Annotated in this window: 27 protein-coding genes, 3 tRNA genes and 1 pseudogene; 7 read left to right on the forward strand and 24 right to left on the reverse strand. The window is 50.5% G+C overall.

The window, feature by feature from the left end; genetic code table 11:
* Positions 1-2: 2 nt before the first annotated feature.
* Positions 3-76, reverse strand: a tRNA-Asn gene (locus tag Q0I19_RS06550).
* A gap of 89 nt (positions 77-165) precedes the next feature.
* Positions 166-582, reverse strand: coding sequence for an Rrf2 family transcriptional regulator (locus Q0I19_RS06555; protein ID WP_294759692.1), 417 nt, complete (start codon positions 580-582; stop codon positions 166-168).
* 509 nt (positions 583-1,091) lie between these two features.
* Here Q0I19_RS06555 and Q0I19_RS06560 point away from each other — a divergent pair.
* Entirely contained in the window at positions 1,092-1,994 is a 903-nt protein-coding gene (locus tag Q0I19_RS06560) for a MetQ/NlpA family ABC transporter substrate-binding protein (RefSeq protein ID WP_294759694.1), read from the forward strand.
* Positions 1,995-2,179: 185 nt separating this feature from the next.
* On the opposite strand, the gene Q0I19_RS06565 is transcribed toward Q0I19_RS06560, so the two are convergent.
* The 5 genes from Q0I19_RS06565 to Q0I19_RS06585 all read right to left on the reverse strand — a co-directional run bounded on the left by Q0I19_RS06565 (position 2,180) and on the right by Q0I19_RS06585 (position 8,437).
* Positions 2,180-3,250 (reverse strand): IS30 family transposase, encoded by a 1,071-nt coding sequence (locus Q0I19_RS06565; RefSeq protein ID WP_294759695.1) that lies wholly within the window; start codon positions 3,248-3,250, stop codon positions 2,180-2,182.
* Positions 3,251-3,918: 668 nt separating this feature from the next.
* The gene (locus tag Q0I19_RS06570) at positions 3,919-4,824 is read right to left on the reverse strand and encodes a hypothetical protein (RefSeq protein ID WP_294759696.1); all 906 of its coding nucleotides are present in this window, start codon (positions 4,822-4,824) and stop codon (positions 3,919-3,921) included.
* A 191-nt stretch (positions 4,825-5,015) separates the two neighbouring features.
* On the reverse strand, positions 5,016-5,453 hold the full coding sequence (locus Q0I19_RS06575) for a hypothetical protein (RefSeq protein WP_294759698.1): 438 nt from the start codon (positions 5,451-5,453) through the stop codon (positions 5,016-5,018).
* A 160-nt stretch (positions 5,454-5,613) separates the two neighbouring features.
* Positions 5,614-5,973, reverse strand: coding sequence for a hypothetical protein (locus Q0I19_RS06580; RefSeq protein WP_294759701.1), 360 nt, complete (start codon positions 5,971-5,973; stop codon positions 5,614-5,616).
* A gap of 4 nt (positions 5,974-5,977) precedes the next feature.
* A complete protein-coding gene (locus tag Q0I19_RS06585) occupies positions 5,978-8,437 on the reverse strand; it encodes a hypothetical protein (RefSeq protein WP_294759703.1) in 2,460 nt (819 codons plus the stop codon).
* Between the two features lie 39 nt (positions 8,438-8,476).
* Here Q0I19_RS06585 and Q0I19_RS06590 point away from each other — a divergent pair, with 39 nt between their 5' ends.
* Together Q0I19_RS06590 and Q0I19_RS06595 are read left to right on the forward strand one after the other, a co-directional pair.
* Entirely contained in the window at positions 8,477-8,668 is a 192-nt protein-coding gene (locus tag Q0I19_RS06590) for a hypothetical protein (protein ID WP_294759704.1), read from the forward strand.
* 26 nt (positions 8,669-8,694) lie between these two features.
* Positions 8,695-9,030 (forward strand): hypothetical protein, encoded by a 336-nt coding sequence (locus tag Q0I19_RS06595; RefSeq protein ID WP_294759705.1) that lies wholly within the window; start codon positions 8,695-8,697, stop codon positions 9,028-9,030.
* 94 nt (positions 9,031-9,124) lie between these two features.
* Here the strand turns inward: Q0I19_RS06595 and Q0I19_RS06600 are convergent.
* From Q0I19_RS06600 to Q0I19_RS06620, 5 genes and pseudogenes are all read right to left on the reverse strand, one after another.
* A pseudogene (locus tag Q0I19_RS06600) lies at positions 9,125-9,216 on the reverse strand.
* A gap of 40 nt (positions 9,217-9,256) precedes the next feature.
* Positions 9,257-9,469, reverse strand: a complete 213-nt coding sequence (locus Q0I19_RS06605) for a hypothetical protein (protein WP_294759707.1) — start codon at positions 9,467-9,469, stop codon at positions 9,257-9,259.
* 56 nt (positions 9,470-9,525) lie between these two features.
* Complete coding sequence (locus tag Q0I19_RS06610; protein WP_294759709.1) at positions 9,526-9,750, reverse strand: hypothetical protein; 225 nt, start codon at positions 9,748-9,750, stop codon at positions 9,526-9,528.
* Between the two features lie 321 nt (positions 9,751-10,071).
* The gene (locus tag Q0I19_RS06615) at positions 10,072-10,689 is read right to left on the reverse strand and encodes a Rep family protein (protein ID WP_294759711.1); all 618 of its coding nucleotides are present in this window, start codon (positions 10,687-10,689) and stop codon (positions 10,072-10,074) included.
* Between the two features lie 144 nt (positions 10,690-10,833).
* Complete coding sequence (locus tag Q0I19_RS06620; RefSeq protein ID WP_294759713.1) at positions 10,834-11,130, reverse strand: hypothetical protein; 297 nt, start codon at positions 11,128-11,130, stop codon at positions 10,834-10,836.
* 212 nt (positions 11,131-11,342) lie between these two features.
* On the opposite strand from Q0I19_RS06620, the gene Q0I19_RS06625 reads away from it, so the two are divergent.
* Both Q0I19_RS06625 and Q0I19_RS06630 read left to right on the forward strand, forming a co-directional pair.
* Positions 11,343-12,341, forward strand: coding sequence for a methionine ABC transporter ATP-binding protein (locus Q0I19_RS06625; RefSeq protein WP_294759715.1), 999 nt, complete (start codon positions 11,343-11,345; stop codon positions 12,339-12,341).
* A gap of 38 nt (positions 12,342-12,379) precedes the next feature.
* Entirely contained in the window at positions 12,380-13,039 is a 660-nt protein-coding gene (locus Q0I19_RS06630) for a methionine ABC transporter permease (protein WP_294759866.1), read from the forward strand.
* A 90-nt stretch (positions 13,040-13,129) separates the two neighbouring features.
* Here the strand turns inward: Q0I19_RS06630 and Q0I19_RS06635 are convergent, their stop codons facing one another.
* The 3 genes from Q0I19_RS06635 to Q0I19_RS06645 are packed head-to-tail and all read right to left on the reverse strand — an operon-like array spanning position 13,130 to position 16,412.
* Positions 13,130-13,936, reverse strand: a complete 807-nt coding sequence (locus tag Q0I19_RS06635; protein WP_294759717.1) for a tyrosine-protein phosphatase — start codon at positions 13,934-13,936, stop codon at positions 13,130-13,132.
* Positions 13,920-15,200: an NAD(P)-dependent oxidoreductase gene (locus Q0I19_RS06640; protein WP_294759718.1), complete on the reverse strand. Its 1,281-nt coding sequence runs from the start codon at positions 15,198-15,200 to the stop codon at positions 13,920-13,922. Before Q0I19_RS06640 ends, Q0I19_RS06635 begins: the two co-directional genes overlap by 17 nt.
* Before the next feature lie 48 nt (positions 15,201-15,248).
* The gene (locus tag Q0I19_RS06645; RefSeq protein ID WP_294759720.1) at positions 15,249-16,412 is read right to left on the reverse strand and encodes a nucleotidyltransferase family protein; all 1,164 of its coding nucleotides are present in this window, start codon (positions 16,410-16,412) and stop codon (positions 15,249-15,251) included.
* A 136-nt stretch (positions 16,413-16,548) separates the two neighbouring features.
* Between Q0I19_RS06645 and Q0I19_RS06650 the strand changes: the two genes are divergently transcribed.
* A complete protein-coding gene (locus Q0I19_RS06650) occupies positions 16,549-17,760 on the forward strand; it encodes an acetate kinase (RefSeq protein WP_294759721.1) in 1,212 nt (403 codons plus the stop codon).
* Between the two features lie 285 nt (positions 17,761-18,045).
* Here Q0I19_RS06650 and Q0I19_RS06655 read toward each other — a convergent pair whose 3' ends face one another.
* The 3 genes from Q0I19_RS06655 to Q0I19_RS06665 form a co-directional block, all read right to left on the reverse strand.
* Complete coding sequence (locus tag Q0I19_RS06655) at positions 18,046-19,494, reverse strand: AAA family ATPase (protein ID WP_294759723.1); 1,449 nt, start codon at positions 19,492-19,494, stop codon at positions 18,046-18,048.
* Positions 19,491-20,507, reverse strand: coding sequence for a hypothetical protein (locus Q0I19_RS06660; RefSeq protein ID WP_296023455.1), 1,017 nt, complete (start codon positions 20,505-20,507; stop codon positions 19,491-19,493). The genes Q0I19_RS06655 and Q0I19_RS06660 overlap by 4 nt, the downstream gene beginning before the upstream one ends.
* Before the next feature lie 105 nt (positions 20,508-20,612).
* Positions 20,613-21,569 (reverse strand): Rpn family recombination-promoting nuclease/putative transposase, encoded by a 957-nt coding sequence (locus Q0I19_RS06665; RefSeq protein ID WP_294759727.1) that lies wholly within the window; start codon positions 21,567-21,569, stop codon positions 20,613-20,615.
* Positions 21,570-21,754: 185 nt separating this feature from the next.
* Between Q0I19_RS06665 and Q0I19_RS06670 the strand changes: the two genes are divergently transcribed.
* On the forward strand, positions 21,755-22,888 hold the full coding sequence (locus Q0I19_RS06670) for an IS3 family transposase (RefSeq protein ID WP_294759728.1): 1,134 nt from the start codon (positions 21,755-21,757) through the stop codon (positions 22,886-22,888).
* A gap of 185 nt (positions 22,889-23,073) precedes the next feature.
* On the opposite strand, the gene Q0I19_RS06675 is transcribed toward Q0I19_RS06670, so the two are convergent.
* The 6 genes from Q0I19_RS06675 to Q0I19_RS06700 all read right to left on the reverse strand — a co-directional run bounded on the left by Q0I19_RS06675 (position 23,074) and on the right by Q0I19_RS06700 (position 25,850).
* A tRNA-Pro gene (locus Q0I19_RS06675) sits at positions 23,074-23,149 on the reverse strand.
* A 37-nt stretch (positions 23,150-23,186) separates the two neighbouring features.
* Positions 23,187-23,260 (reverse strand) — tRNA-Gln (locus Q0I19_RS06680).
* A gap of 132 nt (positions 23,261-23,392) precedes the next feature.
* On the reverse strand, positions 23,393-24,391 hold the full coding sequence (locus Q0I19_RS06685) for a hypothetical protein (RefSeq protein ID WP_294759730.1): 999 nt from the start codon (positions 24,389-24,391) through the stop codon (positions 23,393-23,395).
* Entirely contained in the window at positions 24,384-25,121 is a 738-nt protein-coding gene (locus Q0I19_RS06690; RefSeq protein ID WP_294759732.1) for an SDR family oxidoreductase, read from the reverse strand. The genes Q0I19_RS06685 and Q0I19_RS06690 overlap by 8 nt, the downstream gene beginning before the upstream one ends.
* A gap of 12 nt (positions 25,122-25,133) precedes the next feature.
* Positions 25,134-25,550, reverse strand: coding sequence for a MaoC family dehydratase (locus Q0I19_RS06695; protein ID WP_294759734.1), 417 nt, complete (start codon positions 25,548-25,550; stop codon positions 25,134-25,136).
* A 60-nt stretch (positions 25,551-25,610) separates the two neighbouring features.
* Positions 25,611-25,850, reverse strand: coding sequence for an acyl carrier protein (locus tag Q0I19_RS06700; protein WP_294759736.1), 240 nt, complete (start codon positions 25,848-25,850; stop codon positions 25,611-25,613).
* Positions 25,851-25,854: the final 4 nt, after the last annotated feature.

A 25,854-nucleotide genomic window follows, 5' to 3' on the forward strand; every position in this document is an offset into this window, starting at 1 on the left:
GGCTGCCCCAGTCCGACTTGAACGGACGACACCCTGATTAACAGTCAGGTGCTCTAACCAACTGAGCTATGGGGCAACATCTGCTGTCTCAATGACAGCTTAATTATTATAACAATGTTGGATGGTTTTGTCAACAGATTTTTTTCATTTTCTGTATTTTTTGCGTCAGGCGTCGGGCTGACCCTCCAAGACGCACAGCTGTGCCAGCGTGACACCGTCCACATAGCGGTTGATGGTCTCGTTCAGGCCGGCCCAGAAATCCAGCGTATAGCATTGGCAGCGGCGCGGGCAGTCCACCCCCGTCCCCAGGCAGGGTATGGCCGTCAGCTCGCCCTCGACCGCGCGCAGGATCTCCCCGGCGGTGATATCCTCGGCCGGGCGCAGCAGACGGTAGCCGCCCTGTGCCCCGCGCACACTGCCCAAAAGGCCGGCCTTGCTCAGCGGCGTGACGATTTGTTCCAGATACTTTAAGCTGATGCCCTGGGCATCGCTGATTTCTTTTAACGGCACAAGGTCCTTGGGGTGGTTGGCCAGCTCTACCATAAGGCGCAGGGCATAGCGGTCACGGGTCGAAAATTTCATAGCGGGTCGTTCTCCTCACAGTGGTAATACATTTATCATACCATGTTTGTAGGAAAATGCAACCCCCTGCGCGTCTTTTCCACCGAGTTTGTACAAAACGGCAAAATTCACGGTTTTACCGTTTTGGGTGTTGACAACGGCGGCAAATGGGTCTATACTACCCACATAGAAACCAAACAGCAACACATTCTTGAGGAAAGGAGTACAGACCTATGATCCGCAGCAGCTCTATGATGATGATGTGCATGTGCAGTGTGCCTCGGCAGCCTGTGCTTACTTTCCTGTGCGCAAAACGCGCGTAAACAGGATTTGCAGCGGGGTGCCGGGCAGCCGGTGCCCCGCTTTTTTGCTGATTGCGTTTGATTTTAAGGGGAGGAACTTGTAATGGAAAGAGGAACCATCTACAAACAGCCCGGTGTGCGAATGTGTCGTGGGTAGGAGGGACCCCCGCCGCCAACACACCGAAATGTACAAAACACAACATGATATACTGTAAGGAGTTTTTTATTATGAAAAAGTTACTTTCTGCCGCCCTTGCCGCATCCCTGACCCTGAGCCTGGCCGCCTGCGGTTCTGCCGCATCCTCCGCCCCCGCTTCTTCTGAGGCTGCCTCCGCATCTTCCGAGGCCGTTTCTTCCGAGGCTGCTTCTTCCGCCGCCGAGAGCACCAACGACCTCGCCGGCACCAAGCTGGTGGTTGCCGCCTCCCCCACACCCCACGCCGAGATCCTGGGCGTCGCCAAGGAGATCCTGGCCGAGCAGGGCATCACGCTGGACATCAAAGAATTCAGTGACTACGTCCAGCCCAACCTCGTCACCGAAAACGGCGAGGTGGACGCCAACTACTTCCAGCACACCCCCTATCTGGACAGCTTCAACGCCGAAAACGGCACCCATCTGGTCAGCGTAGGCGCCATCCACTACGAGCCGTTCGGCATCTACCCGGGCAAGAGCAACGACCTGACCAACATTGCCGACGGTGCCACCATCGCCGTTCCCAACGACACCACCAACGAGGCCCGCGCCCTGCAGCTGCTGGCCGCACAGGGCATCATCACCGTGCGCGACGGTGCCGGCCTGACCGCCACCGTCAACGACATTGAGGAGAACCCCCACAACGTCAAGATCCAGGAGATCGAGGCCGCCCAGCTGCCCCGTACCGTACAGGACGTTGACTTTGCCGTCATCAACGGCAACTACGCCATCGAGGCAGGCTTCTCCGTCGGCAAGGACGCCCTTGCCACCGAGGACGCTTCCTCTGAAGCTGCCCAGACCTACGCCAACGTGCTGGTCGTAAAAGAGGGCAACGAGAACGACCCCGCCATTCAGGCCCTGCTGGCCGCTTTGCAGAGCGACAAGGTGCGCGACTACATCAACGAAACCTATGACGGCGCCGTTGTGCCCATCTTCTGATTTCTGCCGAAAAACTGCGGCAAATCGGGAAAATCCCTAAAGTCAAGCCCTAATTTTATATTCGGCATAATGCATAAGGATCTTACTGATAAAAATGTGAAAAATGCACAACACGAATAGACCGATAAAGCCCTAATCTGAAAAGGGTCTATCAGCCTACAAATCTGCTATGATAAATTTTTGCATTAGTTTATGTTAAAAAAATCCAGAATATTTTGCTTATTATATAGGTCGATTTGGTCAAGCTGTTCCTTGAACAAGTCATTACTGCATCTGCCGTTGAACATTTCCCTCGGGTAGCCGTTTATGAAATGTTGCGCTTGTGTGGCGTGGTACTGCGTTTTGTGCTTCATACTCTGACCTTTCGGAAAATGCCGCCGAAGCAGTTTGTTATTGTTTTCGTTGCTTCCACGTTCATAGGGATGCCCGGGATGGCAATAGAACGCAGGAACGCCCAGAGCATCAAAGGCGTTTTGATTTGCAAATTCCGAACCATTATCTAGGGTGATGGTAAAGAAAATTTTATTGAAGTCATCACCAAATTTTTGTTTTAGTTCCTGCATTGCTTTTGTAGTGGCATCGGCGGTCTTATTCTCTACTTTAATTACTATTTCCTCGCGGGTATAGCGTTCTGTCATCACTAGACAGGATTCGTTTTTTCCCTCGGATGTGCCTATAATGCTATCTATTTCCCAATGTCCAAAGGTGTCACGCATCATTATGATTTTTGAGCGGCGTTCAATACTGCGGTGGGTTACGCACTGGGAACGCATAGTTGATTCTACTTTCTTTTTGCGTTTTTTGCGATGCCCGACAGGTAGGTTTTTATAGGTGGTATCTGGTATAAGACCCTCGGCAATATAGCGATACATGGTTTGCTTAGATACTTTTACACCGTAAGCATTGCCCACTTTTTCAATTGCGGCATAGGGGCTATATCCCATTGATATGCACTCGCCTATTGCTTTTACATAGTCGTGATTGCTACCAATTTTCAGACCGTTACCGTGTGCAGTATACTGGTATTCTGCATACTGCTGGGCGGCGTAGGCATCATAGGTTTTATACATTATCCATGTTTCGCCGTCCAGTTGGTCTATTATTCCTTTTTTCAACTCATAGCAGATAGCGGGCTGTGTGCATCCCAATTCCTGCGCAATTTCCCGTTGTGTGTGTCCTGCCTTATAGAGCGCTTCTATTCTTACTCTATCATCCTTTGTAAAATGCTTTCCTTTTGGTCGTGGTTCTATCAGCATCCCTTGTTTCTCCTTCCAAATGGTTCTACTGACATTTTATTTTTTTTGGTATAAAAGTAAAGGTCGGGGTAGTATTTTGCCGTTCCGAAAATCTCCACCCATCCGCGCCGAGCCTCGTTTGCTACGCGGCACTTCGGATCAGCGCGGAAGGGTCGTATTTTCTCCACGACAAAATCTCCACCCCTTCCCTTGACTTTTACACCAAAAAAGCGCCGTGCAAGCACGGCGCTAAGAAGCATATAAAGGGATTCAACCCGGAAACAACAACCAGTGAAACGCGGCATCCCTGCGCGGGGACTCCACCATCTGCGCGCACTTTATAAACTGGGCACGCGCAGACGGTCACCCCCGCTTGTAGCCGCTACTTGTCTCCGACGGGCGGGGGTTCTGCAAATAAAGAAATACGAAGGTCACCACGTCCAGAAAATCAGTGTGCAAACGGTGTACATAAAAGTCGGCAACACAGAGGAAATAGATATCAGGTGGGACTAAAAGGAGGTGAACCCCACGGAGGGGGATAGGAAATCCGCCGAAAAAAGCCAGGATCTTAAAAAGTCGGAAACCATACGTTCTATCGTACTTTTTACCTCTGAATTATTAAAAAAGTGTGCGGCAGCGCGCAGGGGCGGGGGCATAGCCCCGCGCCCCCATTGCGCGCTTGCCGCTTTTTATTTCTTGCCCGTAGATTGCATACGCCGCTTTGCTTTTGCTGTAGGATTTGTAGTGACTTCCAAGCCAAGAGGACCGGAAGGGGCTTGATTCGTTATAATTTCAGCATCGGAAAGAATGTCACCTTCCTCAAATTTTTTCTTGAGGTTATCCACGATTGCCAATGTGTCATACGCACAATAATCTTTATCGTGAACAAACCACAAACCGCGCCGGAGCGGACGAATCATTTCCGCATTCGTAGCGTTTTCCATTTCCCAGGCATCGTAGGAACTCCACAGCTGGAAACGCCAAACCTTATGACATTGAATAACCGTATGAGTAACGTCACGCATCAATTTGTCTACGTGTTGAAAACGCTGGGCAGAGCCATAAATGCTAATATAGCTATGCCGGCACGTCAACAAAGTATTCAAGAAGTATGCATTAAAGTTGTCTTTAAAACTCCGGCTGTTCATTTGAACGCTTAACTCGTCCATTGCCACAATGGTAATTGTAAGCGTATCATTTGCATCATCTATACTACGGTTGACCTTGGCCGCATTGACGACCTGCGCAAGGCTATCCAAATGTTCATAAGGTATAGCAAGGTCAACATTCGACAGCACCTTGATTTTCTGCGTTACAAACTTCTTGCGGCGGTCGCACCATACCAGTTTATCATTATAACGGCTGTAAAGACTAAGCACCTTATGAACAAGGGAAAGCGTTTTACCGCTTCCGAAATAACCGCAATAAATGTCTAAGGCACCTACAGGGCATTTGTTCCATCCCTTATGACGGATATACCAGTACAAATCTTTGATACAAAAGTAGGCGTTTTTGAAGGGATGAAACACAACGCACCGAAAAATGCGAGATACCGCAAGCGCAACAGCAAAGGCGAACAAACACAAATAAACCATTAGAATTTACCTCGCCCGAAAGTATGTACAAAGTCCTTAATCATCCCAAAGACAAACAAGAACAGCGTAAGCGCAACAAGGATAGAGAAAAGCCACGGGAACAGTTCACTGAGATTTTGCGGGGCAGTTGCGGTAATTCCGAAAAAAGTTAAAAGGTCATAGAACAAGGATGCCATAGGATCACCTCACGATCATAAAATAAAATTCTTTATAATAAGCGAAAACACATTAAAGCCTAAAATAACAGATAAAATCAGGAGTAAATTCTCAACAAGAGAATACTCTGAAAAAGATTTGTCAAAGGCGCTGGTAGTATCTGTTTCGGGTTCAGCCTGTTCAGCCAAAATTTGCAACTGGTCGGAAATGCCGGAAAGCTGTTCGGTATAATCAGGCGCTGTATTTTGCGTATCTGCCGCAATGACCTCAGACAGAGCATTGACGGATTCTTGCAATGAATCCAGTTTTGCATATAAATCGGGGTCATAAACTTGCACACTGGGCACACTCTCGGCGGCATCGGCGGGAGCATCAAATTCCTCGGCGTTCACTTTCAGCGTGAAACACAGAGAAACAAGTACCAAAAAGGCGATAGCCACCAAACATATTTTATTAAAATTATCCTTTAACATATTGCACCTCAAAAAAGAAGTTGTTTCACAACCCAAATAATCAGGCTTGCGAAAAGATACCAAATTGCAAAATCAAAAACACTAAAGGATGCACCATAAAAGTTGATTTTGACGGTGAGCAATTCAGCAATTTTTTGCATAAATTCCAAAAACATAGGCATTACTCCGTAAGAACTTTAATAACGGCAGAAACAGCGATACACAAACAAAGCATTACGACATACACGGTATAGCTTGCGGGTAACACGCCGAAAATACCGCCTACGGTATCGGCGAGAAATTTTAGAACACCTTCTAAACCGGAAAAAACATCGTCCCAACCTTGCTTCACCTCATCAATAACATCGGACAATTTACCGCCGTATTCATCGAAGGCATCTTTCATATCCGATGCAGATTGCGAATCATCATCTGTTGAGGTACTGCTGGATGTGGTTTCGGATGTATCAGATGCAAAGACCGGAACGGCAGTAAAAACCATACAGCAGACCAACGAAAACAAAACAACAAGTCTTTTCAAAACATCACCTTCCTGTAATGAATTTAATTATGCGGATAATGGTAACGACAACTACACCGCCACACAAGGCAACTAATGCGCTGTTCGGCATCCAAGGGAACAGTTTGAACAAAAGAGAGAGCAACCAGAGAATAAACCCGAAAATGGACGTTATAATTTTCCACAAGCCTTTAATGATGCCGTCAAGAATATCCTTGAACAACTCACCGAACCACTTAAAGGGGTTACTGTCAGAGCCGTCACCGGAGCTATCAGAGCCGCCCGGGGTAGGTGTGGGAGTAGGCTTGTCGGGGTCAGGGGTAGAGCCGCCAGGGTCAGGCGTGGGGAACGTTACATCTTTTGCAGCGTAGCCAAGCAGGTTGAAGTGGCTAAGAGAGCACATAGAGCTTGCGTAATTCGACATATTCAAGCGGCAGTATTTATATGCCTTGCGCAAAGTGAGAGTATACTTGTGTTCTTCCATGTCCGAAAGATTTTGGCCTGTTTGCTTATCCAGGTCGTCCCATGTTTCGCCATCATCAGAGCCTTGCAGCGTCCAATCCTTGGAATATCGATTGTTGAACTTGGATATTCGCATAATGTAGCCGTCAATGTAGTAGCTTTCGGGGTCGGGAATTTCAATTTGTAAGTAAGACGGACTTACATTTGTTTCCCAAAAATTGGCGGTTGAACGGTCAAAAGCATAGAAGAAATCGAACACATCACTATACTTTGAAGAACCAGAAGCAACCCAAGTGCCGTGTTCATCTGTAAAGGAGTTGGCATTCATTTTGGGAATGATGAGGTTTTGCGTATCGGGAACAATGGGTTTATTTTCAATTTCTGTGCCGCCATCTTCATAGTCCGTGATTCTATCATTTTTCAACTTTAGAATTACATCCTTAGCAGAATTGAAGTCTAAACCATCGGCCTTGCAGAACTCAAAGATATATTCACCCGTGGCGTTAAACAAGAAGTAATTCATACTGCTATGCCAGTTGGAGCTGTTCAGGCCAGTTAGTGTTTGACTTGTTTCGTCCCATTGCCATACACGCCAATAAACGCCCTCTGGTACAGTTACCGTGTACTGTCCGTTCGCAATAGGTATCTGGGTTGTGGATATATATTTTTTATTGTCTACCCACGGTAATTTTGTCTGCGCATCAACCTCTGTTTTTTTAAGGGCATAGTAGGCATCGTAGCGGCGATTATTCAAGATGTAGTAATGCAGCGTCCAATCCGATTTATCTGCATCATACGGGTGACGGCCTACACCGCCGCCATGAGTAGCACCACCGCCAGGTTGCCATGTGGGAACAGGAGATGTGCTAGGCGTGGGGTCGGGTGTCGGTGTGGGTGTCGGCGTAGGCGCGTTATAAGTTATGTAGTAGTAGTTATTGGTCACACTATCGTAAGTGTAGTACTGTTTGGTTTCATTATTATAAATGATGGGGTTGTTGGATATGTTGGTAACCGTTTCGTTGTTTTCGTTGATGGTGGTGTACTGGGGGTAGATGTAGGTAAGATTGGTGCTGTTATCGGTGTAGATATTGCCGTTCCAAGTGTTGTTGTTGATGGTGATGTTGGTTTGATTGGTGACAGTATTTGTATCAGGAATGCAAGAAAGTATAATCGGATGAACTAAAGCAGTGTACTTATTATAGCCAGAAGCGTCTGCCTTGATTGTAGTGCCAACAGTGTATGTATATAAAGCTTCACGAGAGCCAGAGGAAACTTTTTTACTAATAGTGTTTTCAGGAATGTATGATGAAACGAAAGCTTTGCTATCATAGTTATAAATATTAGACATAGCTAAAAGCTTGACGTCGTTGTAATACAAACCAGTAACTTTGCAATCCAAATAGTATCGTAATTGGGTAGTCAAACGCTTACCGTTAGACGAAGCTATCCAATTATATAAAATAGTATTGTTATTACCGGAAACATAAAAACGAGAAGATGAATCAGTATAGTTAAATGAATACGGAAAAGAATAATACGGTGTAGATGAATATATTGAAACATCAGGATAAAGCGCAACCTGAAGCGTGCCATTGTTATTGTAGTTAGGTACGCCTTCACCAGCGTAACCGGCAGGGTTACGGCCTACGCCACCGGGTGACGCCGAGCCGCCTCCGGCTTGCCATTCGCTGGCCGTGGCGTTTTTGCCGAAGGTTTTATCTTTCCAATCATTAAGATAATCCACAATGAAATTATATCCACCATTATCAAAATCCTTATAACCAGTAATACCCAAGCAATTCCAATCATAGTAGGTATAATTGCATGACGTGCAATACCGCTTTTTTATAGAAATCGGCATACTATAATCAGCGGTACTCATAGAAAAATCTTGTCTTGTGGTATATGTTCGTTCACCGCATTTAGGACATACTTCTAAAACATCGTCAGCAAAAGCAGCGGGAGCAACAGCACTTGTAAAGACAATAAGTGCCATAAGTACGGAGAATATTTTCTTGACCAAAAAATCACTTCCTGTTATAATGAAATCGAGGTGATAAAGATGAACTTCAAAAGAATTGCAACTATTATCGGCGTAGCCGTTTTAGGATACTTTGGATTTTATATCGTTGACTTAATCTATAATGTATTTGTTTTTCTATTCATAGGAGGCAAGGACGCGAAAAGCGGCATGGCCATACTAACCGCGATTATTGCGGCAACCATATACACCATCAAAACCCGCCGCCAGTAAAGGCGGCATTTTTAGAAAGGTAACGTATGCTAAAAGATATAATAGTAAATGTTGTATCTGCCGGACTAATTGCTTTATGCAAATTTCTGTATGAGAAATTAAAGCAAAAGAAAACGGCAAGAAAAGCAACAAACCCACACAAGGAAAACGTAAAATTTTACATATCACTGCTGTTTTTGTACATAAGTTTCATCGTGCAAGTATTGGCTGAAATACCTTTTGTATTACGTTTCATCTCTGGTGGAATCGGCGGATTCTGCCTTTCTGAAATTGCGATAATCCACTATCGCCTCTATCAAGAAACGAACAACAAGTACAAACCCCTGCCCCAAAAAGGCAGCAAGAAACATAGAAAGAAATGAATTCATAAAAACACCTCATACGCCGCCAGCAATGGCGGCATTTTTAGTTATACAAAAAATGCGGAGCGGGAAATCCCGCCCCGTAGGGTTGTGATACCAGAGGTGGGATTTGAACCCACAACTAACTGTAACCCGCCACAGGTCAGTTTCAAAAGTTGGCAAACTCTACCGTTGAGTTACTCTGGCATAAGATGCGGGGCGGCAAGCCGTCCCGCAGGGCTACCGATCAGCCGCGAGCCACGTTCATCAGGGAACGGAAAATGCCGATGCCGACAGGCACCAGACTTGCCGCCAGACAGAACAGCAGGATAGGCTGACCAGTAATCTGGGTGATGATGTTGCCGGACAGGGTAAACACATCACTCATAGCAGTGATAACAGCGTCCACAGCAGTCTTTGCAACCTCAACACCGTCACCAGCGAGATAAACAGTGTTCATAAAGTTGCATCTCCTTTCTTCAAGAATTATATGTAATCGCAAATTTGGGGGTTGCGTTACAACTTGTAATTATGGGGTACGACCTCAACGGTAGTGATTTTGTCATCATAGACAGTTGCAAGAACGGAATAGTTCGGCGACATACGCCCGTAAACGCGCGCAATATCTTGTTTGACGCTTAAAAGGCGTCTTGCATAATCCTTGTCGCCGACAAAACTTTGAATCCGAATCACGCTGTCAATCTGGTTGTAATCAATCAGCGTTTTCTGGGTGATACGCATAATACACCTCAAAATGGCAAATCCTCTACAATTTCATCAAAGGGGCGAACCTCTAGGATGTTATAATGAGGATGTTGTAAACGGTAATAACACGCCGCGCAACGTGTATAAACTTTAGGTATGTGCAGATAATGCACAGTGTCCAAAAGTTCAAAACGAAATGGCGTAGGAACGTTCTTCTTTTTATAGCTGTCGTACACGCAATACTGATTGCCCATCTTGCAATCTAAAGTTGCATCTGGGCAGGAATTGCAGTAATAGCACGGGCAGGGTCGAACACAGGTAACGCCGTCAATAACCTCTGTTGGCTGATGGCAAGAATCAATCCATATCGGCACAATCTGCACGACCTTTCACTGTTTCCTGCCAAATGTCCTTCCAAAGGTTATAGTTCTTGCGGAAGGTTGACCAACAGCCATTATCGTATGCCCAACGTGCCAATTCCTTCACAGAATGGCATTTAGGCATATCGAACATAGTTGCAACTTGTTCTTCCTCGCTTACGCCCTCATTCTGCGCAGGCGGTTCAAAATCGTGTAAACCAACTATCTCGGGGTCATACTTGTATTTATCTTGTTCGTTTTCGTGCCAAAGGTAAACGTAAGACTTGTAAAGGTTAAAGCATCTGCAAATGGCGGAATTGTTTACATTTGATAGAGCTTTGTTCCGAAGTTCCTTTGCTACACCACTGGCGTAACGTTGGTTTTTAAAGCGTACCACAAAATGAACATGGGGCTTTTTCAAATCACCCACGTTCCAAGTGGGACATTCGCCGCTATGTTCCTTGGCGTATGACTTCAAATCCTCTGCATCATAAGTATCTTTATCATGCAAAGCCCACGCACACGGCCAATGCGTCTTTACATAATCAATGGCGTTCTGCTGACTTTCTGGGTACAGCGTAAAAACAAACTGATAAGATTTTGGGGAATCTGCCACCTTAACCACCTCTGTTATGTTTTTGGCTTGGCTTTTGGCTCTCCACGGACGTAGCCCCGTGGAGAGCCAAACTAACTAGAACAGTTCGGCAATTATGGCGGCGGTCGTGGTGGTGGCGGTTGCTTCTCCATAGGGCTGCACCTCTTACTCCACGACTTCAAAATCCTTGAGAATGTAGTTCTCGTAGACTTTCTGAACCTCAAAATCCAACTTGCGGTTCAAGATGTCGGTTTCCTTGCCGCCGCACTCGGCAACAAGCTGGGCGTACATATCGGGAGTGGCACGAACCTGCAACACTTCAACGCCGCCGACGTTCTCGCGGTTCTTTTTCAAGCAATGCAGACGAAAGAAATTGTAACTCTTGGTTTGCCCGGCATCCTTTCCGGTTTTAACGGTAAAAGAGCCTTCACGGTGTTCAGTTGCCAGTACATTGTACTTCATTTTATAGACCTCACTTTTTACTTGTAGGGGGCTGATTCATGCCCCTTTCGTTTTTAAATCAGCTCGGTTAGCTGATAAGTTTAGTCTACAACGGCACTCAAATCGGGAAAATCCGAGAAAAGGCTTGCATCCGGGCGAAATATAAGGTAAAATCAATAGCGAGTGGGTCTTTGCGGCCCATTCGCTATCTTTGTAAGTGAGGAAGATTCCCAATGATCGAACTGCAACACCTGACCAAGCGCTTTACCACCCAAGGCGGCACGGTCGTAGCGCTGAACGATATCAACCTGACCATTCGGGACGGCGATGTGTACGGCATCATCGGCATGTCCGGCGCGGGTAAATCCACGCTGGTACGCTGCATCAACATGCTGGAGCGCCCCGATGAGGGCAGCGTCACCGTCAACGAGCACCGCATGGAGACCCTGACTCCCGCCGGGCTGCGCGCCGCGCGGCGGGAGATCACGATGATTTTTCAGCAGTTCAACCTGCTGATGCAGCGCACCTGCCTGCGCAATATCATGTTCCCGATGGAGCTGGCCAAGGTGCCCAAGGACAAGGCCGAGGCCCGCGCCCGTGAGCTGCTGGCGCTGGTCGGCCTGCCCGATAAAGCCGATGCCTACCCGGCCCAGCTTTCCGGCGGACAGAAGCAGCGCATTGCCATTGCCCGTGCGCTGGCCACCGACCCCAAGGTGCTGCTGTGCGACGAGGCCACCAGCGCGCTGGACCCCAACACCACCCACGCCATTTTGGAGCTGATCCGCAAGATCAACCGTGAGCTGGGCATCACCGTGGTGGTCATCACCCACCAGATGAGCGTCGTGGAGGAGATCTGCAACCGCGTGGCGATCCTGGATCAGGGCACTGTGGTGGAGGAAGGCGATGTGCAGGAGATTTTCAGCCATCCGAAATCCGCCGCCGCCCGCCGTCTGGTCTATCCCGCCGGTGCGCCCCGCACCGAAACGATGGACGGCTGCACCACCGTGCGCGTGGCCTTTAACGGCACCCACACCACCGACAAGCCGCTGGTCGCAAGCCTTGCCATCGAGTGCAATGCGCTGGTGTCGATTCTGGCGGCCGACACCCGCATTGTCAACGGGCAGACCCTCGGCAGTATGCTGCTGGCGCTGCCCAACGACGAAAACCGCGAAAAAGCGCTGGATTACATCAAAAACTATCCGGGTATTACCTATGAGGAGGTGAACGGCTGATGGCAGAATTTTTTGCAGACAAGCAATGGACGACCTTTATGCAGGTGCTGCCCACCCTGCCGTTTGAAACGTGGGAAACCATCTGGTCCACCTGTTTGGCCACGCTGCTGGCGCTGGTCATCGGCTTGCCGCTGGGCGTATGCCTTGTCACCGGCGAGAAGGACGGCGTGCGCCCCCTACCCCGCTGGCTGATGGCGCTGCTGAACGGCCTTATCAACCTGCTGCGCAGCGTGCCGTTTTTGATTTTGATGATCATCGTCATTCCGCTGTCCCGTTTGATCGTGGGCACCTCCATCGGCACGGTGGCGTCCATTGTGCCGCTGGTGATCGCGTCCTTCCCGTTTGTGTCGCGTCTGGTCGAGACCAGCATGCGCGAGGTGGACGCCGGTGTCATTGAGGCCGCACAGAGCATGGGTGCATCGCCCCTGCAAATTATTATGAAGGTGATGATCCCCGAAAGTATGCCCAGCCTTGTGGCGAACATCACGATCGCCGCTACGACCATCATGGGCTACGGCGCCATGGCGGGCATCATCGGCGGCGGGGGCTTAGGCAAGGTGGCCATCAACTACGGCTACTACCGTTTCAACGTGGTGTTGGAATTTGTGGCCACGGCACTGCTGGTCGTGCTGGTGCAGGTCCTGCAGACCGTCGGCACCAAGCTGGCCGTCAAGTGCGACAAGAGAATCCAGAAATAAAAAGGTTCGGCACTCCGCAAGGGGTGCCGATCCTTTTTTGCAAGCGGAGATGCGCCGCCTTTCGGGGCGGCGCATCTCCGCTTGCTTGCTTCAATTTTCCAGATAAAACGCCCGCAATGCGGCCAGTTTATCCGCTGTCAGGCCGAACTCGGCGGCAAAATAGCTGTCGTAGTCGGGGTATTTTTCCAGGATAGCGTCGATGGCTCCCTCGCCCATTTTGCGGCTGACACCCTCCACGGGCAGCAGCAGCGGCCACTCGGCTTTGGGCTTATTGTGCAAAAAGCCTTCGATGACGGGGCGGCGGTAGACGTTGGTCAAAAGGTAATCCGTCACGGCGTCGCGGCGGGACACCCCCAGCGCCAGCAAGATCAGCATGGCGGCAATGCCGGTGCGGTCCTTGCCGCAGGTGCAGTGAAAAAGCAGCGGTACACGGTGGTTTTCCAGCAGTGAGAACAGTTCCTTATACGCCGCATTGCCGAACGGCATCTCCCTGTACAGCGCACTAAACCAGTCAAAATCGTGCACCGTGTGCCCGACCTCGCGCTCAAAGGCTGCTTTCTCGGCGTTCAGGCGCTCGATTCCTCTGGGCGAATAATCCATCTCTGCCCCATCGGGGTAGCACATGCCGCAGACGCGGCGGTAGTGTGCGCCGGGCAGCGGCGGGTCGGGGTGGGCGGCGGCCTCACCCGCGCTGCGCAGGTCCAGAATTTCGCGCAGGTGCAGGCTTTGCAGCAGGGCCTGGTCGGCCTCGCCCTGCAGGGCGTCCAGACTTCCGCCGCGGAACAGCAGCCCCCGACGCACACGGCGGCCGTCGGCCGTGGGGTAGCCGCCCAAGTCGCGGAAATTCCCCGCCCCGACAAAGGGCAGCTGCGTTCCCGGCTTAGTTGCCGTCGTCATATTCTACCGCCGGGACGTTGGCGTACTCGTCAGGCAAATCGGGCGGCAGGGTCTGCATATACTCGTGCATGGCCTCGGCCACCGTCTTGCTGTACGCCACCGCCTCGACCACGGTGCGCGCGCCCTTGACGGCGTCGCCGCTGGCGAAGATGCCGGGCACGCTGGTGCGGCCCACCTCGTCGGTTTCGAACAGGCCGCGCGGGGTGGTTTTCAGGTCGTGGTTGCTCTCGGTGATGGTGGTGCAGGGGCCTTGGCTGATGGACACAATGACGCTGTCCGCCGGGTAGAGCTTTTCGCTGCCGGGCAGGTCGGTCAGGGTGCCGTCCTCGCTCTCCTGTACGTCACGGAAAACAACGCCCTTGTCGGTGATCTCCACCGGCTTTTTGTTGTAGAAGAAGTCCACACCCTCCAGCTTGGCATAGCTGGCCTCGTACTCGCTGGCGGTGATCTTCTGCGTCAGAGAGAAGCACTCGACATGGCGGGTGCCGTGGCGCAGCGCCGTGCGGGCGACGTCCATGGCGGCATTGCCCGCGCCGATGACGATGACGCGGCTGCCCAGATGGTAGACATCGGGGTTTTGCAGGTAGTTGATGGCATAGTGTACGTTGCCCAGGCTTTCGCCCTTGATGTGCAGCGTGTTGGGACGCCAGACGCCGGTGCCGATGAAGATAGCCTTGTAGCCGTCGCGGAAAAGGTCATCCAGCTTGAGCGCCTTGCCCACGTCGGTGTTGGGGCGCACCTTGATGCCCTTTAAGCGCAGGTGGCGGTACTCGAAGTCGTCCAGCACCGACTTGGGCAGACGAAATTCGGGGATGCCGTAGCGCAGCACGCCGCCGATCTTATCGTGGCTTTCAAAGATGGTGACATCGTAGCCGTAGCGCGCCAGAATGACCGCAATGGTCAGGCCCGCGGGGCCCGAACCGATGATGGCCACCCGCTTGCCGTTGGCGGGCGCAGGGCCTTGCACCATCTTGCTGGCGTAGGTGGAGGATATGTAGTTCTCGATGACCGAGAAGTGCACCGGCGTACCCTTGATGCCGCGCACACAGTGGCCCTCGCACTGGTTTTCGTGGTTGCACACCAGCGAGCAGACGGTGGTCAGCGGGTTGTTTTCAAACAGCATACGGCCGGCCTCGTCCAGCTTGTTGGCCTTGAGCAGACGGATGACTTCCGGGATGTTGGTGTGGATGGGGCACCCCTGCTGGCAGCGGGGCACCTTGCAGCCCAGACACTGGTTGGCTTCATCCATAACGTGCAATGCCATAGTAAACTCCTTTTCATGTGAAAGAGAACGGATTTTGTCCTGATAGAATCATAATACCACCGGTTTCATGGTAAAGGCAAGTCCCATCGGGCCGGTTTTCTCTCGGCACAATGCCGAAAAATCAACCATTTTACTGTGCAGGTTGCCAATTTGCACTGCCTGCGCCCCGCTGCGCTGCAAATCGGCCAGCGCCGTGCCCGCCGGCAGCGCCGCATTTTTCAAGCGCGGCAAGGCAGATTTCCGCGCGCCCAGCACCTGGATATACGGCAGCGGCGGCAAATCGGGCGGGATATGCAGCGCCGCGTCCAGCGCGAGGCGGCGCAGCCGCGCGTGGGGGTAACGCTTGGTTTTTAGCAGGGCGTACAGCTCCTCTCGGTCGGCGGCCGTGCGCACGGCGGCGGCCAGGCGGTTTTCCAGTCCCTCATTGACCGAGCGCACTCCGGCGAAATCCGCGGCGGTCTGTGTGCGCAGCAAAGCCAGCAGCGCCGTGTCAAATTTAACGCTGCTGCGCAAAAGTCCGTCCGCCCTCGCCTGTAAATACAGCGTCTGTGCTTCGGCGGGCACAAAGGGTGCCCAATCGGCAACGGGCAGCGTACGCAGGTAGCCGGCACTGGCCATGGCCACACCTCCGTGCTGTCCCGTGGTGCCGCCGTGCCCCGTGCCCAGGCGCGGCAGCGGCAGCGGGGTCATGGCTGCCTTTTGGGTCAAAATTGCCTTGCAGTATTCGATGCCCAGGATGTTGTTCGGCTCCCGCAGCAGCGCCCCCATGCCGGGGCAGGCAGCCTCGGCAGCGACAGCGCGGGCGGCGGCAAAGGTTTGCCCCGCGTCCAGATTTTTGTGCAATTCATCGTTAATTTTTTCACTTAGCAGGATTCGGGCGGCCTTCATCAGCAGCGCGGCGTTCGGGGTTTCCGCCCCAAAGGCCAGCGTGTCACAGCCCAGAGCTGCCAGCAGCCGCACCCCTGCGGCGGCAAACGCTTCCGCCCCGGCGCAGGCATACGGGGCGGGCAGCGCCGCGACCAGGTCCGCCCCGCTTGCCAGCGCCGCGCGCACCCGCACCGATTCGGGCAGAATGGGTACCTCGCCCCGCTGCACGGCCCCTGCACTCATCGCCACGGCAATGCAGTCCGCCCCGGCGGCGCGCGCCGCCGCCAGCTGCGCCGCATGACCGTTGTGAAAGGGGTTATACTCGGCAATAATGCCCACAAACATAGGGTTCCTCCTCGGATGCGCAAAAAATGTGCGCTGTAAAGAAAAGCAGCGCTTGAAAATTATCTCTTTCCATTATATAATAAAATCGACGATTGGAAAAGGGGTACGCCCCAAGAAAACAAGGAGGACTCCAGCAATGAAGATTCTGGTTATCAACTGCGGTTCGTCCAGCCTGAAGTATCAGCTCATCGACATGGACGGCGAGAAGGTACTGTGCAAGGGTCTGTGCGAGCGCATCGGCATGGAAAGCAGCATGATCACCCATGATGCCAACGGCGTAAAGGCCACCACGCCCGCCATCTTCCCCACCCACACCGAGGCTTTCGCCGAGGTTGTCAAGAAGATGACCTCCGGTCAGGGCAAGGTCATCGACAATGTTTCCGAGATCGACGCTATCGGCCACCGCGTGGTCCACGGCGGCGAAAAGTTCAAGGAAAGCTGCCTGATCACCCCTGAGGTCGTCACCGCCATCCACGACCTCAGCCCCTTGGCGCCCCTGCACAACCCCGCCGCCATTCTGGGTATTCAGGCCTCCTACAAGGTTTTCGGTGCCGACAAGCCCAACATTGCTGTGTTTGACACCGCCTTCCACTCCACCATGCCCCCGAAGGCCTACATGTACGCCATCCCCTACGAGTACTACGAGAAGTACGGCGTGCGCCGCTACGGCTTCCACGGCACCAGCCACAAGTATGTCAGCCACCGCGCCGCCGAGTTCCTGGAGGAGCCTATTGAGCGCCTGAAGCTCATCACCTGCCACCTGGGCAACGGTTCCTCCATCGCCGCTGTCGACCAGGGCAAGGTCATCGACACCTCCATGGGCATGACCCCGCTGGCTGGCCTGATGATGGGTACCCGCTGCGGCGACCTGGACCCCAGCGTGGTCAACTACCTGAAGTACAACCTGGAGATCACCGGCCATGAGCTGGACGAGATTTTGAACAAGAAGTCCGGTCTGCTGGGTGTTTCCGGCGTGTCCAGCGATAAGCGCGACGTCGAGGAAGCCGCCGAGCACGGCAACGTGCGCGCACAGCTGGCCAGCGACATGCTGAACTACCAGATCAAAAAGACCATCGGCAGCTACATTGCCGCCATGGGCGGCGTGGACGCCATCGTCTTTACGGGCGGCATCGGCGAGCATGACGCCGACTCCCGCGCCAAGATCTGCCATCACATGGACTGGCTGGGCATCCGCATCGACACCGACAAGAACCGCGACGCCCACAAGCAGAGCACCGACGTTGTCGAAGTGACCGCCTGGGGCGCCCGTGTGCGCACGCTGATCATCGAAACCAACGAGGAATTGATGATTGCCCGCGACACCAAGGAAGTTGTCGAAAAGCTGTAAAACCACATAGAACACCGACGGGGGCCGCTGCAATGTGCAGCGGCCCCCGTTTCTATAATGTAGCAATCGCCGCATTACGCTGACTGAGGTTTATTGACAGTCTGCGGCGGGGACGGGCTGTTCGAATCCTCGGCACTCCAAGACAAAAAAGCCGTTTGTACCGGGATACGGTACAAACGGCTTTTTGTCTGAGTGTGATAAAAAAGATACCCTTTTCTTGTGACCGCATTGTCGGTTTTCTGTTAGGTACATCCTTATTTTCACAAGATTCTTTCCTTAACAGAATTATCCATCAATTAACCTGTTGGAAAGTTCAATTATATTGACAGTTTCAAAGTTATAGTTGAAAATTGATGCTATAATAATCTGATTTCCCGAAAAGTCTCTTTTTAATATATTTATCATTCGTTCAACGTTAGACGGATCAACTTCTTTACCACTGGGGGAGTCTAAAATAATCGGAAGCTTTATTCCCAAATATTTCTCAATTTCTATGATATATGCCAATCGAAACGCAAAGACCATTTTATGCAGCATTGCACCAGAAAGTTCTTTCAAGTTAGACGTAAACAAATACGCTTGGCTTATTGTTTCACTGTTTCCTACTCCCAGTTCCTCTGCATATTTCACCATGTTTGTGTAAAGGGATGTCACGACTTTTGCATCTGACTTTGTTTTTTTGGATATCTCGGCACGAACTTCTCTTAATGTTTTTTCTAAACGTTTTGTTTCCTTTTCTATTCCTCTTGCATCAATAGGAACCGCTGCAATTTTTTTGTCAAAAATGTCGATCATGCTTTCCGACTGGAAAAAAGCCAGTTGTTCTTCTTCCGCATTTTGCTCCTTTCGGACGCCTGCCAATTGATTCATGACAGATTTGAGTTCCGCCGACACTATTTTTCGTTTAGTTCCTAAAAAACTGATCGTATCTGCAAGTCCTACAATAGAGTCCGCTTTCACCGGAAACATTGTCCCATCTGGTAACTGAATCACAAGTTTCATTTCAGCTATATATTGACGGGTACGCTTATTATTGGAAAGGCTTTGATCAATCCTTCTCAACTCGCTTTGCAGATTCTTTTGTTGAATTAGTAATTGCGCTATGGCTGCATCTGATTCAACGCTGTACGAATCCGATACGAGCGTTCCGCTTTCAGCAATAACTTCCTCGCGATATTTTGCCACGCTGGCCATTTGACGATACTTAGAAAGTTCTTTCGAAAGCTGCGCTTCTTTAGCAATCAAAGCGTTACAGTCACATCCTGAGAGTCCTCGAATTAATTCTTCGATATTAAATCTTATGCTTCCTATTACAGTACCACGATTTAGAAGTGTCCATCCTTTTTCTTGATCCACATAAATTGCACCAAGTATATTGTCTAAAACATCGACATTCTCTGTACCAAAAAGTTTTGCATGAAGTTCATGTAGTTGATGCGGCAAAATATATGTTTTCTTTTCACCATTAATGGTAGTCTCAATGAAATCGTCCGCATAACGCAAGAGTGTCACATCTCCCAGCGCATCACAGAAAATTTTACTTCCCACCTCGCACCGTTCAAAGTTGATTTTTCGTGTATTCGGGATATTGTAGCCGAGAGAATATAACATAAACCGAAGTAGTGTTGTTTTCCCGCAGCTGTTTTTCTTGCTAAATATAAGATTTGCGCCATCTGTGAATTCGAATTTTCGTTCTGTAAAGCCTTCTTTTATACGAACCGATTTGAAAATCACAAACTCACCCCCTGCTTAACCTTATCAATCGTTATTCTTCTGTGAATTACATTGTATAGAACAATTTTTGTAAGAGCTTCCTTTGTCTCTTTTTCAATACCCACTACAGAAAAGTCTTCCTGATAGTTTTCCCATGTAGCATTGATAAATTCTCGACATTTTCCCTTTGTTTTCTTATTACATGGAAATTGCGCATAATCATATAACACTCTTGTAAAGAATTCAACTCTCTCACAACACGAATTTATTGTATTTCCATAAAGTCGCGCGACTTCGTCATAAACCCCCACATCAAATTCTTCGATGAATTCGTCATCATCACAGCGAGAAATGTCTGTCTCGTGTACTAAAATCGGCCAAATAATATCTTCTTTTGTTAGCTGAATAGACGAATCCTTTTTTGTTCCATTAATAAATACGTTTTTATTCCATACATCAAACAACCACTTACCCAGTCCATATGTAAAATTCCCATTTAATGCACCAATAAAGTCATTTACCTTTTGCATCACGAATTTATATCTTTCAGTCTCGTCATCCGTTTCAAATGGGAAAGTTTGTACTATAAATTTAGACAAATCAAGCGGTCTTTTAATCTGCTTCAGATAATTTTGTACCAAATCCTTAGAAGATTGTGGCAAATCTTCAAATTTTCTACGTGAAGGGAACCCACCAAATACATTTCTTGAATCGGGTTCTTTAAAAGGATTTGTGGAATTCGTAATCAAAATCAGTTGCCGTGCAGATACCCTTTCAGCTCCTTCCGAAAGGGTTAGCAATGCTTTCTTCAGGTTTTCGCGAACGTGAGAAAAATCTTTACTACTTGCTTCTACCGCTTTTGCTTGGGCCAGAATTTTCTGTCCATCATTCAAAGATATTTCTATATCTTCTTCGTTTCCCTCAAGGCGCACAGATTTCAATTCTTTTATGTTTTCCAGCATAAGTACAATAGCTGCATTTCTTTGAAAATCAAAGCCGAACAACGTGGCATTTGCTCGTCGATTTTTTGGCATTGTAACATCCTCCAATTTCCAAAGGCTCACATAAAATTCCGTTTTCTTTTTATCGCCACATGATGGCGCAGAAGCATATTGGCGCACTTGGTTATTCCACTACGACTATGGTAGTTTCTTCACTTCTACTTCAAACGCGCTCTCCGTCATATTAGCACGGCGTGCAGCATCTTTAATGCTCAGCAAGCCATCCTTAACAAGACCTGCAAGAGCTGCCACTGCACCTTCGGTGCGACCTTCAGCCTTGCTCTCGTTCATCATATCCTCAACCGCTTTGCACACATCAATCACCTCCGCGTCCTCTGGAATGTCCAGAGGTGTGTTCGTTACAGCTTTGATTACTCGCGCCGCGTTCGCTTCCATAAGCATACGCGGGTTGTCGGTCAAAAATTCAGTCAATCGTTTTTTGTCTTTGGAATACTTGATGTACCCGATTACCTCTCGGAGACTTGTCGAGAATTTTTCCAAGTCCTCTTTGCTCAGTTTTGCCGGATCAATCAAGTGAATCTGATAATCCTGCACAAAGTTCAGCAGGCTCTCATTCTTGACTGCCATCATTTCATGCAAAGACAGCGGGCCATCCCACTCATTCGCTCCAAAATGCAGCACCAACGTGATGACAGGTGTAATCTTATCATCCTTATAGAAACCAGACAGATACTCGCCCTTGCTGTGTCCTTTCGAGCCATCAGTGCGATGCTTTGCCGCTATATCCGCAACTTGCTTACCATACTGGAGCGCATCATAAATGATATTGCGAACAGGCATTGCATAGTGGATGTCCGTTTGGTTTTCGATACCCAAAAGGATGTAAGCTGCTTCGCCATCCTGTTTAATGACCGCTGATTTCAGCACATCGCGGTATTTCTGTACCGCATCATCCGGCTGGTTTCCGTTCTCGTCCTGCGCGCCAAACGGCAACGCTATTTCTGTTGTGTCCAGTTCCTGCAGCTGCGCAGGATCAACAACTGCCTTACCGCCGTAAATTAGATAGTTGAATGCATCTGCAAACACAGTATTTTCTTTCACGTAGGCTTTTGTGACCGTATCAGCCAATCCCATTGGTGTACACCTCCTTACCGTTCACTTCTTATTTTATGGTCTTATCTTACCATAAAGCGTTCATTTTATCAAGTTTTGTTTCGTTCCGGATTCTTAATTTCCCGCGAATCATTGTGTTTTCCAATCCGCATCTGCTACTATTATCATACACTGACAATCATCACTTTTCAGAAAGGAGTTCGCTCATGAAATTTACCGATGAACAAAAGAAAGTCATCGTTGCTCGCCGCGAAAAGGGAGAATCCGTCCGTTCACTTTGCTCTGAGTTCAATATTCCGCGCAGCACACTTTATCGCTGGTGCAAAAGCCATAAAACGAATACCATCGCCAACGGCATACCTTTCACAGCGAGAGAAATCAATCAAATGCAGAATCGCATTGTAAAGCTGAACAATATAATTGCAATCCTCAAAACTGTAAATTGTACCGTATCCGCACCACTGCGAGAACGCCTGGTTGCTTTAGAGTCATTATATGGTCAATATGATGTTCACACATTGTGCGAAGCGCTAAATGTTGACCGCGGCACTTTTTACAACCATATCCTCAGAAACAAACGCGAGAATGCTTGGTTTGCCAAGCGGCATGAGAAATATCGCCATATTGTGCAGGAAGTCTTTGACGAGTACCACCAGATTCTCGGCGCGGAGAAGATTCGTGCCGTTCTTGTAGAACGCGGTCATCAGGTAAGCACCAAATTTATCGCATCCATTATGCACGAGTGCGGTCTATCCAGCGTCAGGACCACTGCGAGAAGCGATTATCTTCGGCTGAATGCTTTAGAAACTCCGAAGAATAGAATTAGGCAAAGCTTTACAGCGCATTCTCCCAACCAGATTTGGGTCAGTGATGTTACATGCTTTAAAATCAAAGACAAATATTACTATATATGTGTGATTCTCGACCTATTTTCCCGCAAGGTCGTCGCCCATACAATTTCCAAGAAAAACAGCACCCGTCTTGTGACGTCAGCCTTCAAACAAGCCACTATCGAGCGTGGTCGTTCCCACAACCTCGTTTTTCACAGTGATCGCGGCTCTCAGTACCTATCGCACACATTCCAGCAGCTCCTACAAGAATATGGAGTAAAGCAATCCGTTTCCGCGCCAGGACATCCGCATGACAATGCTGTGGCTGAATCTTTCTTTGCATCCTTAAAGCGAGAAAACCTCTACCGCAAGGAATATAAATCCGAGAACACATTTCGAACGGGCGTTGCAGAATACATACAATTTTATAACGAAAAACGCCCTCATAAGCTTTTAAAGAACCGCACTCCCTGCCAATTTGAGAAAATCTACTTTTCAAATGAGACATAGCCGTTCATATCGCGTTATTTCAGAATTTCACTTCTGTATTTTCGCAGTTTCACTTTTTCATGTCTCACTTCCGGGTAAGACAGAAAAATCCGCAAAGCCCATCGCATCAAGGCTTTGCGGATATAAAAAAGCCCACGCAACAGGCTGTCTCAACAAGCAGTTCACATTGCGTGGGGTCTTTCATATGGTCGGAGTGACGGGATTCGAACCCACGGCCTCTTGGTCCCGAACCAAGCGCGCTACCAACTGCGCTACACCCCGTAATAAAAAATCGCAGCAGAGTTTATCTACTGCGAAGTGGTTGGGGATGAGAGGATCGAACTCCCACAGGCGGAGTCAGAGTCCGCTGCACTACCATTATGCGAATCCCCATTGGGCTTTGTTGTGGGCTGTTGTGTTGCCCTCAACGCTTTAATATTATAACCGCCAAAAGCCCATTTGTCAACACTTTTTTCGCATTTTTTTGAAAAAAGTTAAAGTTATTTCGTTTTGCACGCTGTGCCGTTATTCCGCAGGCAAATTCGGTCGATCCTGGTCGCCGTCCGCCTTGAACATCACAAAGTTGTCCGGCTTGTTGGTAAAATAGTAATACTCGGTATTTTCGCGCAGCGGCGGGGTCAGGTAGTTGGGTATGATCTGCCCGTCATCGGGCAGGCGCTCCACAAAGCCCGCAGTGCGCCATACGGCGGCCGGAATGCCCGCATTATAGCAGTCCATATACTCGGCCTTCTCGCGGTGCAGAATGGCGTCCAGCGCCGCGCCTATGCGGGGCAGCACGGCGTCCTCGCCCACAAAGTCGACCAGACGTACCACGGGCACGCAGCCTGTGTCCTGTGCGCTTACCGTGCGGGTCACGGCGTAGGCCAGCAGACGGCCGTCCTCGCGCGCGGCCCAGACATCATATTGAAAGTGCGGGTAATGGAAATACCGCCGCCGCATATACCAGGTATCTTTGCGGGGGGTGTAGGGCGTGAGCGGCATACCCAACGCGAACAGTTCATCGACGGTCTCGACCTTTTCCAGCCCCAGATCGCGCCGCACGGGCAGGATATCCGCCCTGTGCAGCACAGCCAGGCTGTACTCGGCCTTGGAGGCCAGCCGATAATAGTGCGGCAGACGCTCGGCCTGCCAGCCCAAAAAGCGGTAGAAGGCGCATGTCTTGGGGCGTATGTTGTTGCAGGCCACGACCTCGGCCCCCGTCAGCTGCGGCAGGGCATTCATCAGCTCCAGCCCGACGCCGTTGTGACCCTTGGCGGCCACCCAGACGCTGACCCACACATCGTGCCCTGCGGCGTCGGCGCGGATATACCCCGCCGCGCTCAGATAGCGGCCATCCTGCTCGGCCACAACAAACTGCGGCACACCGTCGCGCCCCGCGTAGTAGTGGCGGTAAAACTCCGGGCGGTTGATGAGCGGCAGGCGCATATCAAAATTTTGGTTGATAAAGTCAATGACCGCGCGTTCCTCGCCCGCGGCGGCATGACGAAAGACAACATCAGACAATGGCAGAGCCTCCTGTGATGGGCAGCGTTACGCCGGTGATAAAGCCGGCCTCCTGCGACAGCAAAAACGCCATGGCGGGCACGACGTCGTCGGGGCGGGCGTTGCGGCCCATGGGGTTGTCGGCGGCGGCGGCCTGCACGATGAGGTCGGGGGTATCCTTGAGGAAGTTGGTTTCCATCATGCTGGGGGCCACGCAGTTGACGGTGACGCCGAACTTGGCGTACTCGACCGCCAAACTCTTGACCAGCCCGCCGATGGCGCTTTTGGCCATGACGTAGGCGGCGGTATTCTTGGGCGGGCAGCCGATGGTGTAGCTGGTCTGGATAAACAGCACACGGCCGAACTTTGCCTTGGCCATGGCGGGCAGAATGGCGCGCAAAATGCGCACGGCGCTGTGGATCTCGATCTCCATATCCAGATCAAAACGCGCCTGGTCGAACGCCTTGAACTTGGTGTTTACGACCGGCAGCGCGGGCAGATGCACAAAATGGGTGGGTGCGGGGGCGTCCTGCAGCTGCTGCACAAAGGCGTCCACCTTGGCGCGGTCGGACAGATCGGCGTCATAGGTCTTGATGCGGCCCGCAAACGCAGCACACAGCGCGTCCAGCTTGGGCAGGTCGCCGCAGCCCTGGGCCAGCACAAGGCTGTCCGGCTCGGCGCGCAGCAGACGTTCGATCAGGGCGCGGCCCACATCGCTGGTGGCGCCGGTGATGAGATAGGTATATGCCATGGGGAAACCTCCTTATTTTGCAAGACCCGCCTTGATGATGCCGCGGGTGACGCGCTTGCCGTCCTGATTGGTGATGACGGCCTTGATCTCGGCCTCGCTGCCGATTTCACTGACGCCGACCACCGTGCCCTTGACGGTCAGGGTATCACCGATAAAAATCGGCTTGGCAAACTTGCACTCGACCCCGTGCAGCAGGCAATGCTCGCCGGGCAGGTAGACGCCCGCCAGCGTGGAAAAAAAGCTCGCCCCCAGCATACCGTAGACAACGCGCCCCGAAAACCCGCGCTGCTGCGCGTATTCGGCATCCATATGAATGGGCGAAACATCGCCTGTGATCTCGCAGAATTTCTGCATCATCTCGGCGGTGACGGTCACGGTAAATTCTTCGGTAAGGCCGGGGGTCATTTCGGCCAGGGTGTAGTGGTTCATACGGGTACATCCTTTATCGTAAAATTTGAAAAAAGGCGGCACAAGGCCGCCCTTTTGCTATTACACCATGCGGGCCACGAGGTCCAGCAGGTCACCGACATTTTCCAAGCCGCGCACATCGGCCAGCTTGAACTTGATGCCAAACTTTTTCTCGATGGCGGTCAGCAGGTTGATCTGCTCCAGGCTGTCCCAGTCCTCGATATCGTCAGCGCAGGTGGCGCGGTTGATTTCCAGCGTGTCATCGTCAAAGTTATCGCGGAAGATATCCTGTACCGCGCTCAAAATTTCCTGTTCGGTCATAGTG

Source organism: uncultured Gemmiger sp., from assembly GCF_934561205.1.
GTDB lineage: Bacteria > Bacillota > Clostridia > Oscillospirales > Ruminococcaceae > Gemmiger.

Bases quoted from the DNA above. Each gene is read 5' to 3' on its own strand.
- Q0I19_RS06555 (WP_294759692.1), bottom strand. From the start codon at position 582: ATGAAATTTTCGACCCGTGACCGCTATGCCCTGCGCCTTATGGTAGAG.
- Q0I19_RS06560 (WP_294759694.1), top strand. From the start codon at position 1,092: ATGAAAAAGTTACTTTCTGCCGCCCTTGCCGCATCCCTGACCCTGAGC.
- Q0I19_RS06565 (WP_294759695.1), bottom strand. From the start codon at position 3,250: ATGCTGATAGAACCACGACCAAAAGGAAAGCATTTTACAAAGGATGAT.
- Q0I19_RS06570 (WP_294759696.1), bottom strand. From the start codon at position 4,824: ATGGTTTATTTGTGTTTGTTCGCCTTTGCTGTTGCGCTTGCGGTATCT.
- Q0I19_RS06575 (WP_294759698.1), bottom strand. From the start codon at position 5,453: ATGTTAAAGGATAATTTTAATAAAATATGTTTGGTGGCTATCGCCTTT.
- Q0I19_RS06590 (WP_294759704.1), top strand. From the start codon at position 8,477: ATGAACTTCAAAAGAATTGCAACTATTATCGGCGTAGCCGTTTTAGGA.
- Q0I19_RS06595 (WP_294759705.1), top strand. From the start codon at position 8,695: ATGCTAAAAGATATAATAGTAAATGTTGTATCTGCCGGACTAATTGCT.
- Q0I19_RS06605 (WP_294759707.1), bottom strand. From the start codon at position 9,469: ATGAACACTGTTTATCTCGCTGGTGACGGTGTTGAGGTTGCAAAGACT.
- Q0I19_RS06610 (WP_294759709.1), bottom strand. From the start codon at position 9,750: ATGCGTATCACCCAGAAAACGCTGATTGATTACAACCAGATTGACAGC.
- Q0I19_RS06620 (WP_294759713.1), bottom strand. From the start codon at position 11,130: ATGAAGTACAATGTACTGGCAACTGAACACCGTGAAGGCTCTTTTACC.
- Q0I19_RS06625 (WP_294759715.1), top strand. From the start codon at position 11,343: ATGATCGAACTGCAACACCTGACCAAGCGCTTTACCACCCAAGGCGGC.
- Q0I19_RS06630 (WP_294759866.1), top strand. From the start codon at position 12,380: ATGCAGGTGCTGCCCACCCTGCCGTTTGAAACGTGGGAAACCATCTGG.
- Q0I19_RS06635 (WP_294759717.1), bottom strand. From the start codon at position 13,936: ATGACGACGGCAACTAAGCCGGGAACGCAGCTGCCCTTTGTCGGGGCG.
- Q0I19_RS06640 (WP_294759718.1), bottom strand. From the start codon at position 15,200: ATGGCATTGCACGTTATGGATGAAGCCAACCAGTGTCTGGGCTGCAAG.
- Q0I19_RS06645 (WP_294759720.1), bottom strand. From the start codon at position 16,412: ATGTTTGTGGGCATTATTGCCGAGTATAACCCCTTTCACAACGGTCAT.
- Q0I19_RS06650 (WP_294759721.1), top strand. From the start codon at position 16,549: ATGAAGATTCTGGTTATCAACTGCGGTTCGTCCAGCCTGAAGTATCAG.
- Q0I19_RS06660 (WP_296023455.1), bottom strand. From the start codon at position 20,507: ATGCCAAAAAATCGACGAGCAAATGCCACGTTGTTCGGCTTTGATTTT.
- Q0I19_RS06665 (WP_294759727.1), bottom strand. From the start codon at position 21,569: ATGGGATTGGCTGATACGGTCACAAAAGCCTACGTGAAAGAAAATACT.
- Q0I19_RS06670 (WP_294759728.1), top strand. From the start codon at position 21,755: ATGAAATTTACCGATGAACAAAAGAAAGTCATCGTTGCTCGCCGCGAA.
- Q0I19_RS06690 (WP_294759732.1), bottom strand. From the start codon at position 25,121: ATGGCATATACCTATCTCATCACCGGCGCCACCAGCGATGTGGGCCGC.
- Q0I19_RS06695 (WP_294759734.1), bottom strand. From the start codon at position 25,550: ATGAACCACTACACCCTGGCCGAAATGACCCCCGGCCTTACCGAAGAA.
- Q0I19_RS06700 (WP_294759736.1), bottom strand. From the start codon at position 25,850: ATGACCGAACAGGAAATTTTGAGCGCGGTACAGGATATCTTCCGCGAT.